The sequence below is a fragment of the Selenomonadales bacterium genome (assembly GCA_018335585.1).
Taxonomy (GTDB): domain Bacteria; phylum Bacillota; class UBA994; order UBA994; family UBA994; genus UBA994.
In genome coordinates this window covers 68145-81890 of the sequence record JAGXRZ010000020.1, presented here as the reverse complement: position 1 = coordinate 81890, position 13746 = coordinate 68145, and the positions used below count along the sequence as shown (strand labels likewise).

General features: G+C 56.0%; 14 protein-coding genes. All 14 read left to right on the top strand.

What is annotated here, in order from left to right; translation table 11 throughout:
• The first annotated feature begins 22 nt into the window (after positions 1 to 22).
• The 14 genes from KGZ66_02695 (at position 23) to pgsA (ending at position 13745) form a co-directional block, all read left to right on the top strand.
• Positions 23 to 1279 carry an insulinase family protein gene (locus KGZ66_02695; protein ID MBS3984496.1) on the top strand — a complete coding sequence of 419 codons (1257 nt, stop codon included), beginning with the start codon at positions 23 to 25 and terminating at the stop codon, positions 1277 to 1279.
• 57 nt (positions 1280 to 1336) lie between these two features.
• Positions 1337 to 1582: a YlmC/YmxH family sporulation protein gene (locus KGZ66_02690; GenBank protein MBS3984495.1), complete on the top strand. Its 246-nt coding sequence runs from the start codon at positions 1337 to 1339 to the stop codon at positions 1580 to 1582.
• Between the two features lie 84 nt (positions 1583 to 1666).
• Complete coding sequence (gene dpsA / locus KGZ66_02685) at positions 1667 to 2551, top strand: dipicolinate synthase subunit DpsA (protein ID MBS3984494.1); 885 nt, start codon at positions 1667 to 1669, stop codon at positions 2549 to 2551.
• Position 2552: 1 nt separating this feature from the next.
• The gene (locus KGZ66_02680; GenBank protein MBS3984493.1) at positions 2553 to 3137 is read left to right on the top strand and encodes a dipicolinate synthase subunit B; all 585 of its coding nucleotides are present in this window, start codon (positions 2553 to 2555) and stop codon (positions 3135 to 3137) included.
• A 21-nt stretch (positions 3138 to 3158) separates the two neighbouring features.
• On the top strand, positions 3159 to 4364 hold the full coding sequence (gene dapG, locus KGZ66_02675; protein MBS3984492.1) for an aspartate kinase: 1206 nt from the start codon (positions 3159 to 3161) through the stop codon (positions 4362 to 4364).
• 17 nt (positions 4365 to 4381) lie between these two features.
• Positions 4382 to 5260: a 4-hydroxy-tetrahydrodipicolinate synthase gene (gene dapA, locus KGZ66_02670; protein ID MBS3984491.1), complete on the top strand. Its 879-nt coding sequence runs from the start codon at positions 4382 to 4384 to the stop codon at positions 5258 to 5260.
• Positions 5261 to 5427: 167 nt separating this feature from the next.
• On the top strand, positions 5428 to 6006 hold the full coding sequence (locus KGZ66_02665; protein ID MBS3984490.1) for an ATP-dependent Clp protease proteolytic subunit: 579 nt from the start codon (positions 5428 to 5430) through the stop codon (positions 6004 to 6006).
• Complete coding sequence (locus KGZ66_02660; protein MBS3984489.1) at positions 6006 to 6203, top strand: YlzJ-like family protein; 198 nt, start codon at positions 6006 to 6008, stop codon at positions 6201 to 6203. Before KGZ66_02665 ends, KGZ66_02660 begins: the two co-directional genes overlap by 1 nt.
• An 86-nt stretch (positions 6204 to 6289) precedes the next feature.
• Positions 6290 to 7105, top strand: a complete 816-nt coding sequence (locus KGZ66_02655) for an undecaprenyl-diphosphate phosphatase (protein MBS3984488.1) — start codon at positions 6290 to 6292, stop codon at positions 7103 to 7105.
• 10 nt (positions 7106 to 7115) lie between these two features.
• Complete coding sequence (locus tag KGZ66_02650) at positions 7116 to 9281, top strand: DNA translocase FtsK (protein MBS3984487.1); 2166 nt, start codon at positions 7116 to 7118, stop codon at positions 9279 to 9281.
• A 12-nt stretch (positions 9282 to 9293) separates the two neighbouring features.
• Positions 9294 to 10052, top strand: a complete 759-nt coding sequence (locus KGZ66_02645; GenBank protein MBS3984486.1) for a DUF4115 domain-containing protein — start codon at positions 9294 to 9296, stop codon at positions 10050 to 10052.
• Positions 10027 to 11928: a YgiQ family radical SAM protein gene (locus KGZ66_02640; protein ID MBS3984485.1), complete on the top strand. Its 1902-nt coding sequence runs from the start codon at positions 10027 to 10029 to the stop codon at positions 11926 to 11928. Before KGZ66_02645 ends, KGZ66_02640 begins: the two co-directional genes overlap by 26 nt.
• A complete protein-coding gene (gene rimO, locus KGZ66_02635; protein ID MBS3984484.1) occupies positions 11873 to 13204 on the top strand; it encodes a 30S ribosomal protein S12 methylthiotransferase RimO in 1332 nt (443 codons plus the stop codon). Before KGZ66_02640 ends, rimO begins: the two co-directional genes overlap by 56 nt.
• Positions 13188 to 13745 carry a CDP-diacylglycerol--glycerol-3-phosphate 3-phosphatidyltransferase gene (pgsA, locus tag KGZ66_02630; protein MBS3984483.1) on the top strand — a complete coding sequence of 186 codons (558 nt, stop codon included), beginning with the start codon at positions 13188 to 13190 and terminating at the stop codon, positions 13743 to 13745. The genes rimO and pgsA overlap by 17 nt, the downstream gene beginning before the upstream one ends.
• Position 13746 lies beyond the last annotated feature (1 nt).

Genomic DNA, 13746 nt, shown 5'->3' with positions numbered 1-13746 from the left:
ATTCAGTAACGGAGGTCAAAGCATGCAAGTAACTAAACTGGACTCAGGCTTAAGAATAGCCAGCGAACACATACCCCATGTACAGACGGTGACCATCGGTTTCTGGGTGAGATGCGGTACCTTTGCCGAGTCACCCGAGGAGATGGGTATGTCACACTTTTTAGAGCACATGTTTTTCAAAGGGACAGAGTCGCGCAGCGCGCGCGACATTGTCGAAGCATTTGACGATGTCGGTGGCGAACTCAACGCTTACACAGCGAAAGAATACACCTGCTTCTTTGCCAAGGTAATGGATGAGCATTTGCCGTTAGCCGTAGAAGTTCTATCGGACATGCTTAGCAGGCCACTCTTTTCCGAGGAGGACCTCGAACGCGAAAAGCAAATCGTCCTAGAGGAGATTTCTCTGTACGAGGACGCGCCGGATGAACTGATTCATGACAAACTAGCGGGCACCATTTGGCCGTATCACCCCTTGGGGCGGCCCATACTTGGGTCGCGTGAGAGCATCTCAGACATTACCGTAGAGACCTGCCGCCAGTTCTACGCCAAACACTACTGCCCAGAGAATATCGTCGTCGCAGCCTGTGGGCACGTAAGCCACGACGAACTCGCGCGCTTAGTGAAGTTACACTTTCACCTCGAGAGTCAAGGCGTGTGTGTCAGCGACACTATAGATAATCTGCCTTATTCTGAGCGCGTCAGTATTATTGAGCGCCCAATTGAGCAGCTTCACCTTTGTCTGGGGTTTCCGGGTGTAGCGTGGAGCGACAAGGACATCTACACTATGAACATTATGAACAACATTTTCGGTGCCGGCATGTCCTCGCGCATCTTTCAGGGAATCCGAGAAGAGCTTGGTCTGGCCTACAGCATTTACTCATACAGCGCATCCTTTGTATCGGCCGGCTACTTTGCCGTCTATGCCGGACTTTCTGCCCGCAACACTACCACTCTCCTGAAGACCATTGGGCGCGAGCTTACGGCCATGAAGAACACTCCGGTGAGCGAGGCAGAAATCAGCCGCGCGCGGCAGCAGGTCAAAGGGGCATTAGTAATGGGGCTAGAGAGCACGGCTAACCGCATGAGCCGCATGGGGCGAGGCCTTCTCCTGATCGGGCGAGTTCAGGATACCGGCGAAATTCTCGAGCGCATTGGGGCAGTGACGTTAGAAGATGTGCAGTCACTAGCTAAGCGTGTGTTTGCGCTTGACCAGCTCACGCTGTGCGCCTTAGGTCCTACGGCAGAACTACCCAATCTTGCAGAGGTTCTGCGTAGCTGACGAGATTGTGTATTGGCCGCCTCATCCTGCTCATAAGATGGTGATGAGGTGATGCCTGTGAGGTTTAGTGAGCTCGCCGGTAAAGAAATCATTAACACACACGATGGGTCGCGGCTTGGGTTGCTCGGGGACAGCGACCTCATCGTCAACGCTCGCACGGGAAAGATTCTGTCCGTGGTAATAGTCAGACGTAGTTTCTTGGGAATGGTTAAGGGCGGACAGGAAATAACGCTCTCGTGGCACTCCGTAAAGAAGGTCGGCCAGGATATGATCATCATCGACGTGGGTCGTAGAGGCTTGTAAGCCAAACTTACAGGCCTCTTCAATTTCACCATCTCCCACTGGCTGTCATATAGTGGTGGTAGACGCCAAAAGGGAGGAGAACCTATGAGCGCTGTGCTGGCGGGTCTAGCAATTACAATTGTCGGCGGTGATAGAAGAACTGAGTACTATTTGCCGAGTTTGCTGCAGGCAGGCGCAAAAATCCTAGCAGTGGGACTCACGCGCCTTCCCTGTTATCTGGACGTTGTTCCGGTGGACTTGCTCGCAGGCATTAGGGCGTGTCACGCTTTGCTCCTGCCGATGGCAGGTATGGATGCCAAAGGCCGCGTGCAATCGTATTACGACGACGCGCCGCTCGTCCTAGACCACACGCTGTCCTCACGCGGTCTATTAGTGCTGACGGGAGTGGCAAGGCCACAGTTGCGTGAGTTAGGTGCCGTCAATGGTTGGCGAATCTGCGAAATCGGCGCAGACGACGAGCTAGCCTACCTAAACTCTGTGCCCACGGCGGAAGGTGCCGTGCGCCTAGCGCAAGATAGGGCGGTCAAAACAGTTCACGGTAGCCGAGCACTGGTAGTAGGCTACGGCCGCTGCGGCATCACCCTTGCCGCGCTCCTTAAAGGCATGGGAGCGCACGTTACGGTGGCAGCCAGACAGACGGGGGCGCTGGCCCAAGCTTTCGCAGCAGGACACAGCCCGCAACATATCGGCGATATGTCGCGCGGACTTGGCAGTTATGACTTCCTCTTTAACACAGTGCCCGCTCTGGTGTTTACGGAAGACGTGCTAGTCTGTATGCGCCGAGACAGTGTCCTTATCGATATAGCTTCCGGCGCCGGAGGCGTCGACTATCAGGCCGCCAAGAAGCTAGGTCGCACCGCCATACTGGCTCCGAGTCTGCCGGGGAAGTTCACTCCCGAGACCGCCGGGCACATTTTGGGGCGGGTATTGCCGCGCATAATCATAGAAAATCTACCGGAGGAGAGGTAAAATGAAGGGCAAGAGAATTGGTTTCGCGTTAACCGGTTCCTACTGCACATTCGCAGCCGTGGTGCCTGAGATACTGCGCCTACGTGAGGGCGGTGCGGAGATTGTGCCCATTATGAGTGAGACGGCCGCGCGCACAGATACCCGCTTTGGCCGTGCACAAATGTGGCGAAGCCAAGTTCTTGCGGCAAGCGGGGCGCCAGAGATTATCGATACAATTACGGCGGCAGAACCCATCGGCCCCGGGAAACTGCTCGACTTAGTTATCGTGGCACCATGTACTGGCAATACTCTAGCTAAGATAGCGGGCGGTATTACAGATTCGAGCGTGACTATGGCCGTAAAAGCGCACCTGCGCAACCTGCGCCCGGTACTTATAGCTATATCCACTAACGATGGGCTTGGACAAAACGCCGTGAACTTAGCTCGCTTGCAGAGCACCAAGCACATCTTTCTCGTTCCCTATGGCCAAGACAATCCGGAAGTCAAACCAAACTCACTGGTCGCAGCGATGGAGCTCATCCCCAAGGCGGCGGAAATGGCGCTCGCTGGCGTTCAGCTTCAGCCTGTACTGGTATCGAGGACTTAGCGGGAGGACGGGAGGCACACAATGGCAATTGTTGTTCAAAAATTTGGAGGGACATCCGTAGCTACAGCCGCTATGCGCGAGCACGTGGTCAGCAAGGTGCGCGGGGTTAAGGCGAAAGGGCATGAAGTCGTAGTCGTGGTTTCGGCGATGGGGCGCCTAGGCGAACCGTATGCTACCGATACTTTGCTGACCCTGGTAAATCAAGCGGGAGTATCTAGCGCGCGTGACCGGGATTTAGTGATGGCCTGCGGAGAGCTTATCTCGGTTGCCGTGATGGCTAGCGCCTTACGCAAGGCCGGGCTTAACCCCCTGCCACTTAGCGGCTGGCAGGCAGGTATCATGACAGATAATTCATTTGGGGACGCTAGAATAACCGCAGTAGACCCGACCTTCGTGCTAAGCCTCCTGAAACAAGGGATCGTACCTGTGGTAGCAGGTTTTCAGGGAGCAAGCAGTGAAGGAAACATCACAACCCTAGGGCGGGGCGGGAGCGACACTACAGCGGCAGCGCTAGGCGTGGCCTTAGGCGCTGTTAACGTAGAGATCTACACCGATGTAGAAGGTATTATGACAGCTGACCCTCGTCTTGTGCCTGAAGCCAAAGTGCTCAGCTTCTTAGATTACGGAGAGGTGTTTCAGATGGCCTCCCAAGGCTCAAAAGTCATTCATCCGCGGGCAGTCGAGCTGGCCATGCAGCGCAATATTCCTTTGGTCGTGAAGAGCACATGTGGAGACGCGCCGGGGACAACGATTGCCAACGCCGTCCTCTATGAAAACAAACGCGGCCGACCGGTCACGGCCGTAGCCCACATTCTTAAAGTAGCACGCGTGTCCATCGCCACGCCTAGCGACGACGGAGCACTTGAGCTTGACATCTTTAGCCGCCTGGCAGGAGCAGGCGTCAGTGTAGACCTCATTAACGTTAGTCCGGAAGTTAAGCGTTTTATCATTCCGGAAGAAGATGTTGAGAAAGCGCGTGCTGCGCTAGAGACCTTGCCGCTCGCGCCGGATTTCCGCTGTGGCTGCGCAAAGGTGAGCGTCATCGGCACTGGTATGCGCGGGGTGCCCGGGGTGATGTCGCGTGTCGTTGCCGCATTGCGCGAAGCACAGGTACGTATTCTGCAGTCGAGCGACTCGCACTTGACAATCTCGGTCTTGATTGACCAAGGAGATGTTGAATCGGCTACTAAAGCCTTGCATCGGCACTTCGGGTTAAACACAGAGTAGAAGAAAGGATGGATCTAATGCATTTCGGACGCCTGCTCACCGCCATGGCGACCCCTTTTGACGAGGAAGGGAATCTTGACCAAAGGTGCGTCAGACGCCTAGCCGAACACCTTATTGCTACAGGCACGGAAACCATTGTCGTATCTGGCACGACGGGCGAGTCGCCTACTCTTTCTGCCGCCGAACGCGTCCTGCTGATTGAGCTAACCCAAGATGTATGCCGCGGGCGAGCTAAGGTGCTCGCGGGCGTGGGCACAAACTCAACTAGCGATACACTGCAAGGAGCGCGTGCTGCGGTAGACGCAGGTGCCGACGGCATAATGGTAGTGACTCCATACTACAACAAGCCGCCGCAAGACAGCCTGTATCATCACTTCACAGAGGTGGCGCGCGCTGTCGACGTTCCCATTCTCATCTACAACGTTCCCGGCCGTACCGGCTGCAACATGCTACCGTCTACTGTAGTGAGGCTGTCGCAGGCTTCGTCTTTCCTAGGCATCAAGGAAGCGAGCGGCAACCTAGACCAAGTCAGCGAGATTATCCGTGCGGTACGTAGAGATTTTGTCCTTTACTCGGGGGACGACTCACTGACACTGCCTATGCTAGCTGTAGGGGCAGAGGGCGTGGTAAGCGTGGCTTCCCACATCATTGGGCAGGAGATTGCAGAGATGCTCCGCGCCCATTTCGCGGGCAACTACAAACAAGCGCAGGCAGTGCACGCAAAGGTTTTCCCGCTGTTTAAGGCCTTGTTCTGCACGACAAGTCCCATACCGCTAAAGTGGGCGCTAAACCGCCTCGGCTTAGCGGGAGGGGCTCTTAGGCCGCCTCTCTACTCCATCAGCAAAGCGGAGGCCGAGATTGTCGAGCAAGCCCTGCAGGCAGTCGGCAAGGCGTAACACTGCATTTTCTCCGGAAGCCTCAGGCACACTAGGGGTGTGGTGCAAGAGGAGGAGAAGTGGTGTTTTCAGAGCAGCAGGAGAACAAGGACAGCGGTACGAACCTAGAGGTAATCCAAGGATTAGGGCAGACACAACTGCCATCCAATGAAAGCAACATTCATGCCATGACCATTGTGGGGCAGATTGAAGGACATATGATTCTGCCGCCGCAAAACAAAACCACCAAATACGAGCACATCATCCCCCAGTTGGTGGCTATAGAACAAGACCCAAAGATTCAAGGCCTGCTCTTAATCCTTAACACCGTGGGCGGCGATGTGGAGGCTGGGCTCGCTATTGCCGAGATGGTCGCGAGCATGTCCAAGCCCGCAGTCTCCTTAGTTTTGGGCGGAGGGCACTCCATTGGTGTGCCTATTGCGGTAGCAGCGAAATACTCCTTCATCGCCGAAACGGCTACGATGACTATTCACCCCATACGGCTTACGGGACTCGTCATCGGTGTGCCACAGACCTTTGACTATCTCGACAAGATGCAGGAGCGTGTAGTGCGTTTTGTAGTCAGCAACAGTCGCATCACCACCGAGCGCTTCCGCGAGCTGATGTTTCGCACCGGGGAGTTAGCGCGCGATATCGGCACCGTGGTTGTCGGCAAGGAAGCAGTAAACGCAGGCTTAATCGACAGCGTAGGCGGACTGGGGGAGGCCCTCGCCAAACTGCGCTCGCTCGCGCGAGGTGAACACTGATGCTATACACCATCATCCCCGAGGAGATCATACTCGCAGAACTTGACAAAGTGCCCCCCTTGCACGAGATAGCATATCGCGGCAGACGCTTGCGCGTTCTGCCGCTGCCGGACGGAAAGTACCAGATAGTGCAGTTGCTTAGCACCAACCCCCGCGATTTTCTCTCGCCCGAGTTCTCGCCGGGGAGGGTGATTTGAGAATTCACTTTCTCTTTTTGTCCCTTATACCACAGCGCTGTTAAGCCCTGTGGTATAATGCTTTTAGTACGAAAGGGGCGAACGCGTTGACGCTCGGCGACATTGTCACTCTCGCTGTAATCCAAGGGCTTACCGAATTTCTCCCCGTCTCTAGCTCCGGGCACTTGGTGTTGGGACAGCATCTTTTGGGTGTACAGGCTCCGGGCGTAGCACTTGAGGTCGCGTTGCACCTTGGGACATTGCTCTCGGTATGCATCGTTTTCGCACGGGACATTAAGCAGCTACTGGTAGCCTGCCTTAGTTTCGTGGGTTTTGTGCCAAGCGGCATGCAGGATGACGAAATTAGGCTGTATAGGCGTCTGGTGCTGCTGCTCCTCTTCGCTAGCGTGCCCACGGGCTTAATTGGCGTAGGGCTAAAAGAGGTGTTTATTGCTCTCTTCTCTGCGCCGCGCTTTGTTGGTTTTGCTTTAATTGTTACCGGCATTATCTTGCTTGTGGTTAGCCGCCTGCAGGGGACGAAGACACTCTGGGATATGCGTATTCGAGATGCCCTAGCGGTCGGCCTAGCCCAGGGCTTGGCTATTACGCCAGGCATATCGCGCTCGGGCCTCACCATTAGTACCGGGCTCTTCCTCGGTTACGACCGCGAGACTGCCACGCGCTTCTCTTTTCTTTTGTCAATCCCGGCAATTTTAGGGGCATCGCTGCTTGAGATACCTGCTGTGCTCGACGTGGGTTTTACAGTGCCTTTGTCGTGGATAGCTGTGGGCGTCCTAGTAGCTGCTTTTACCGGCGTGCTGGCTATTCTAGGCCTTGTACAAATGTTAAAGCGCGGCAAGCTCAGCTATTTTGCCTACTACGTGTGGGCTGTCGGTATTTTGACTATGCTACTGGTGAGATAGGAGGTTGCCCATGCCACGCCGCCACCCTGCAGCGCGCTCTGCCCGAGGCCTCCCCAAAGAGGTGAGTGGCCTCTTGCTCTTGGTTGCCGCTATCTTCGCCCTAATCAGCCTGATCTGGCCCGAGCTTACCGGACAAGCGGGCCGGGTCAGCAACTACCTTTTTGGGCTTGGCTTTGGCGGCAGGGGGGCATGGGTCTTTCTGATGGCGATGCTTTACTATGCCGCTTATATCACCTTTACGCGCCGTGCTTCGCTTAAGGTAGTTCTGTCCCTGGCGTTGCTCGTCTCTGCCGGTTTGGTGTTCTTGTACCTGCTTATTCCGCCGATTCAACGCCCCTTGCTGACACTCGCTAATAGCGGCGGAGTCGGTGCTTTGGGCTTGCTGCTCGGCCGGTTGTCGCTTAGCCTGTTTGGTGCCCTCGGCGCCTGGATTCTGGTGTGGAGCTTAGCTGTGATTGGCTTGCTTTTGCTTACCGGCGGATCACTGCGGGCCGTAGCCGGCTTCTGTGTCGCACTGAGCGCCAAAACCTACCGCGTAATAAGTCAAAGCCTGCAAACAAAGCCCCACCTGAGACCGGAGCCGGCGGTTTCCAGCGAGATGCCACCAACGTTAGTTGAGCCGCTACCGGAGCCGCTACAAGAGGAACCTCTCCCAGAGCCGCCACTACCCGACGCGCCCGTTCACAAGCCTCTGGCCAAGCGCGTGGAGCAGTTGAAGCTGCCGCAGTGCGACTATACTTTGCCGGATCTAAGCTTGCTTAATCGGGGCTTAAAGGCCAGCAACGCGCGCGGTAGCCGCGAAGAGAAAGAAAACATTCGCATTTTGGAGGAGACTTTGGCTAACTTCGGGATTAGGGCCAAAGTGGTTGACGTGACTCGCGGCCCGACGTGCACGCGCTACGAAATCCAGATGGCTCCCGGTACTAAAGTGAGCAAAGTGACGGGGCTAAGTAATGACCTAGCGATGAGCCTAGCAAGTGAAGGCGTGCGAATTGAGGCGCCTATCCCCGGGAAAGCAGCCATAGGCATCGAAGTGCCCAATAAAGCCCGCAGTTCGGTCTTATTGCGCGATGTCTTAGAGAGTACAGAGTACATAAACTCCACGGCTCCCCTTACTGTGGCGCTAGGCAAAGACATCGAGGGCAACGCTGTCGTGGCGGATCTTGCGCAAATGCCGCACCTCTTAATCGCCGGCGCCACAGGTACAGGCAAGAGCGTGTGCATCAACACATTAGTGTGCAGTGTGCTGTTTAAAGCGCGCCCCGACGAAGTGAAGTTGATGCTGATTGACCCTAAGGTAGTAGAGCTCTCGGCCTACAACGGGGTGCCACATCTAATTGCACCCGTGCTAAATCACCCCAAAAAGGCTGCTGCCGCACTTAAGTGGGCGACAGGCGAAATGGAGAAGCGCTATGCGGCTTTTGCGCGCGCCGGCGTGCGAGATATTGACAGGTATAACGAGCGCGCTAAGGAAAAGGGGACCGAGCGGATGCCGCTCATCCTTATCGTCATCGATGAGCTTGCCGACCTGATGATGGTAGCGCGCAATGAAGTAGAAGAAGCCATCTGCCGCCTAGCCCAAATGGCGCGTGCCGCCGGCATGCACCTAGTAATCGGCACGCAGCGCCCTTCAACAGATGTCATTACCGGGCTGATCAAAGCGAATATTCCCTCGCGGCTTTCGTTCACCGTGTCTTCTGCGGTGGATTCGCGCGTCATCTTAGATTCGATGGGGGCGGAGAAGCTCCTCGGCCGGGGAGATATGCTGTTTTTACCTGTCGGCCAGAGCAAGGCGAGGCGCGTGCAAGGCGCATTTATCTCAAACCGTGAAATAGAACGAGTAGTAGATTTTGTCTCCAGCCAAGGTGAAGCAGTCTACGTAGAAGCACTTGACCGCCTCGAAGAAGTCGACCATACGGCGCGGGAGGGCGAGGGGGGACTTGACGAACGCTTCGATGATGCCGTGCGCGTCGTAGTCGAGACCGGACAAGCCTCGGTTTCGATGTTGCAGCGCCGGATGCGCCTAGGATACACGCGTGCCGCGCGCATCGTTGACCAGATGCAGGAGGCCGGCATTGTCGGTGCGGCAGACGGCAGTAAGCCAAGGACCATCAACAAAAACCATTCCCTCGTGAAGGGGATTTTAGAGCAAGCCAAGCGTTCAGGCATTTCGTAGGGAGGTGAGACAGTGCAGGAAATAGGTGCTGTGCTTAAGGCGGCGCGGGAAGCTAAGGGCATGTCCATCGAAGACCTTTACATGAAGACCAAGATTAGGCCGCACATTATTGCCGCTATCGAGGCAGGTGAAGTCGAGAGACTAGCCGTCGGAGCCGTGTACCTGCGTGGCTTTCTTCGCACTTTGAGCGAGGAGCTCGGCGTGGATTTCTCTCAGTTGCCGCTGTCTGCTACTGCCTCGCTGACCGCGTCTACAGCTACCCCCTCCGTTACCTATAGACCAGTCCCACCCGTTCCGTGGCGACGGTGGGCGGGTGTGGCCATTATGCTGACGGCGCTCTTTGGCGCAGGCTTATACTACGTCTACTGGACTTCGCCGCCCTCGCCCCCGCCTTTGCCCCCGCCGGAGGTGACTTTGCCGCCCACCGCTCCACCGGAAACACCCACACCGCCGCCTCCACCGACGCCGCCTGCTCCCGCATGGACACTGCGCGAGAGCGTCGGAATCCGCGACGTAATCGAGGTAAGAGAATGGCCTCTGGAATTAGTAGTGCGAGTGCGCACCGAGAGTTGCTGGCTCTCGGTTAACGTAGATGGAGAACGAAGTTCCATGACGCTTATGACCGGTGAGGCAAGGACGTTTCGCGCCGCTGAAAGAATCGAGTTGCGCCTAGGAAGAGCTAGGGTTGTGGACATTGTGGTTAATGGTTCTATGCTACCCGCACAAACCCAAGCTGTAAGGGAGTATGCCTTTGTCAAACCTAACCCGTAGAGGCAAAGCGTCCCGACCGCTGCCGATGTCCAAACAGGAGATGGCAGAGCGCGGATGGGATGAACTAGATTTTGTCCTGATTACCGGCGACGCCTATGTAGATCACCCAAGCTTTGGCGCGGCTTTGGTAGCTAGGGTGCTAGAGGGTGCCGGTTACCGCATTGGCATTGTGGCGCAGCCAAACTGGCGTGAACTAAATGCTTTTAAGGTGCTTGGTCGGCCACAGCTCGCGGTACTGGTTACTGCCGGGAACTTAGACTCCATGGTCGCTAACTACACGGCGGCCCATAAACCGCGCCGCGTCGACGACTTTTCGCCCGGCAGTGTAGGCGGGCTACGACCTGACCGAGCCTCCGTCGTCTACGCCAATCGTGCGCGAGAAGCGTTGCCGGGCCTACCGATTATTCTTGGCGGCATCGAAGCATCTTTGCGGCGCCTTGCTCACTACGACTACTGGGCAGACGCACTGCGCCGCTCGGTGCTACTTGACAGCAAAGCAGACCTTCTCTTGTACGGCATGAGCGAGTTCTCGCTCTTAAGCGTCGCCGAGCGGCTGAAGGAAGGCCTAACGGATTACTCCGACATTCGCGGCGCTTGTTACTTGTCGTCTGCCTTGCCAAGAGAAGCTGTCCTGTTGCCAAGTTTTGCGGCGATTGTTGAGGACAAAATCAAGTTTGCCGAAGCCTTTCGCCTAGCGCGTAACGAAGAAAACCCGTTTGGCGGGAGCACACTCGCCCAGCTACACGGGAACGCCTATGTCTGCGTCAACCCGCCTCCCGTGCCGCTTACCATAGAGCAAATGGACTGGGTCTATGGCCTGCCGTTTACACGTCGACCGCACCCAAGTTATAGTGCAGCGGGCGTCAAGGCCATCGATGAAGTCGAGTTTAGCATCACGAGCCATCGCGGCTGCTACGGCGGCTGTTCTTTCTGTGCTCTGACCGCCCATCAAGGGCGGGTCATTCAGCGGCGCAGCCTAGACTCAATCGTAGCGGAGGCGCGCTTGCTCACCACTTTGCCGAACTTCAAGGGCTATATCCATGACATCGGCGGCCCGACGGCTAATTTTCACACGCCGGCTTGCGCCAAGCAGGCAGAAGAGGGCTCTTGTCGCGGGAAGGAGTGTCTGTCTCCAAAGCCTTGTCGTAACCTGTGTGCCGGGCACGACGAGTACCTAGCTGTACTGCGCGCCGTGCGAAACCTTCCGGGCGTGAAGAAGGTTTTTGTGCGCTCGGGCGTGCGCTTTGACTATGTCCTCCTTGATGCTGACGACGTTTTCCTGAGCGAACTATGTGAGCACCACGTCAGCGGTCAGCTCAAGCTTGCTCCGGAGCACGTATCGGCCAGAGTGCTCCGTCTCATGGGGAAACCGCCGCAGGCCGTGTATAAGGAGTTTTTACGGCGCTACGAACAAGTGAACGTGCGTTTAGGCAAACGGCAGTTTGTCGTGCCATACTTTATGTCCAGTCACCCCGGTAGCACCCTTGACGATGCTATAGAGATGGCGGAGTATTTGCGGGATGAACGCCTGCGACCCGAGCAGGTGCAGGACTTTATACCGACTCCCGGGTCACTCTCTACCGCTATGTACTACACGGGCATTCACCCGCTTACACAGGAGAGCGTACATGTGCCGCGGAGTGCGGCCGAGAAAAACGCCCAACGCTCGCTGCTGCAGTATTTCCTGCCTAAGAATCACGCTACGGTGCGGAAAGCCTTGCGGGATGCCGGGCGGGATGACTTGATAGGATACGGGCCAAAATGCCTTGTCCCGCCCGGCCCTGTGCGCCCATTGCAGCAAAACGACAACAGAGGAGGACATCATGCAAATCGCGACGATAAGTCTAGGGTGCGCCAAAAACCAGGTAGACGCTGAGCTAATGCAGAGCTTGCTCTGCCAGCGGGGCAATACATTAGTCACCGAAGTCACGCAAGCTGATGCAGTAATTGTCAACACCTGTTGCTTTATCACTGCGGCTAAAGAAGAGTCCGTCGAGGCGATTCTCTGCGCCGCACGACTTAAAAAGGGGCGCTGTAAGGCTTTGGTCGTAACCGGCTGCCTGTCGCAGAGATATGCGACCGAGTTGATGCAGGAAATGCCGGAAATCGACGCCGTGGTTGGCACCGGGAGCTTCCCTGACATTGCAGAAATAATCGACCGGGCAATACAAGGGGAACGCATAACCGCCGTTGGCGAGGCAGTCTATGCCTACGAGGACGAAATTGCACGCACACCGACAGACGCGTACAGCGTCTACGTGAAGGTTGCCGAGGGGTGTGATAACCTCTGTTCGTACTGCGTCATTCCGCACGTGCGGGGCAAGTACCGCAGTCGGAGCATGGAGAGCGTTGTGCGCGAGGTCAACGCGTTAGCCGCAAACGGTGCAAAAGAGATTAACCTTATTGCCCAGGATACGACGCGCTACGGTTGCGACCTCTACGGACGTTCTCGCTTGCCCGAGCTTCTTAATGAGCTGTCGCAGATTAAGGGCATCGTTTGGCTGCGCATTCTTTACTGCTATCCCGACGGCTTTACGCCCGAACTGATAGATGCTATTGCCAAACTGTCCCGCGTCTGCAAGTATATAGATATGCCGCTGCAGCATATTAATGCGCGCATACTCGCAGCCATGAACCGCCGCGGCACCCCGGCAGAGATACGAGAGCTCCTTGCACAGATCCGCACTCAGATACCTGACGTCACCATCCGCACTACTTTTATTGTGGGTTTCCCGGGGGAAACGGAAGCCGAGTTTGCGGAACTCTATGACTTTGTAGCAGAGGGTTGGTTTGACCACGTGGGTGTGTTTAAGTACTCGCGCGAGGAGGGAACCCCCGCAGAGTCTATGGCTGATCAAGTCAGTGAAGAAACTAAAGACCTCCGCTACGACGAGCTTATGACTCTGCAACAAAGTATCAGTCGCGAGAGAAATCAGCGCTTTCTCGGGCGCACCGTAGATGTGTTAGTGGAAGAGGCGTGGCCTAAAGGTAACGGGGTTAAGGGGCGGGCCTCTAAAGACGCGCCCTCAGTCGACGGAGCAGTGTACGTCCGCGGCGTTAAGGCAAGCAAAGGGCAGTTGATTCGCGCGCATATCGAGAAAGTACGGGAATACGATTTGCTGGGGGTGTATGCCGGTGAATCTCGCCAATAAGATTACGCTTTCTCGCATATTTCTCTTGCCTGTGTTCCTTTTCTTTGTTTTTGAACAGGCGCGATATGGCGAGTTTATTGCCGCAGGCATTTTTATCTTGGCTGCGGCGACGGACGGTTTGGACGGGTATGTAGCGCGCAAGCAAAAGAGTGTCACCAATCTAGGAAAGCTCCTCGACCCCCTCGCCGATAAGCTGCTGGTCATGTCGGCGCTAGTTTCTTTGGTGGCCATGTCAGCCCTGCCGGCTTGGATAGCTATTGTCATCATCGGGCGAGAGTTTGCCGTGACCGGACTCCGCAGCATCGCCGCGGCCGAGGGAAGAGTTATGGCCGCGAGCAAGTTTGCCAAGGTCAAAACTATAACACAAATCGTGGCCATAACAGCCGTGATGGTCAACAATTACCCCTTCTCCTTAGTGGGTTTCCCCTTTGAGGACATCGCGCTTCTGGTAGCCGTTGTTTTCACAATTACTTCCGGACTTGACTACTTCCGCGCAGCCGGCGATATTCTAGGCGAAAGACAACCGCGGGAAGTATCCTAGC

Excerpts from the sequence above, each read along its gene's own strand:
- KGZ66_02680 (MBS3984493.1), top strand. The coding sequence starts at position 2,553 with ATGAAGGGCAAGAGAATTGGTTTCGCGTTAACCGGTTCCTACTGCACA.
- dapG (MBS3984492.1), top strand. The coding sequence starts at position 3,159 with ATGGCAATTGTTGTTCAAAAATTTGGAGGGACATCCGTAGCTACAGCC.
- dpsA (MBS3984494.1), top strand. The coding sequence starts at position 1,667 with ATGAGCGCTGTGCTGGCGGGTCTAGCAATTACAATTGTCGGCGGTGAT.
- KGZ66_02660 (MBS3984489.1), top strand. The coding sequence starts at position 6,006 with ATGCTATACACCATCATCCCCGAGGAGATCATACTCGCAGAACTTGAC.
- KGZ66_02650 (MBS3984487.1), top strand. The coding sequence starts at position 7,116 with ATGCCACGCCGCCACCCTGCAGCGCGCTCTGCCCGAGGCCTCCCCAAA.
- dapA (MBS3984491.1), top strand. The coding sequence starts at position 4,382 with ATGCATTTCGGACGCCTGCTCACCGCCATGGCGACCCCTTTTGACGAG.
- KGZ66_02640 (MBS3984485.1), top strand. The coding sequence starts at position 10,027 with ATGCCTTTGTCAAACCTAACCCGTAGAGGCAAAGCGTCCCGACCGCTG.
- KGZ66_02665 (MBS3984490.1), top strand. The coding sequence starts at position 5,428 with ATGACCATTGTGGGGCAGATTGAAGGACATATGATTCTGCCGCCGCAA.
- KGZ66_02695 (MBS3984496.1), top strand. The coding sequence starts at position 23 with ATGCAAGTAACTAAACTGGACTCAGGCTTAAGAATAGCCAGCGAACAC.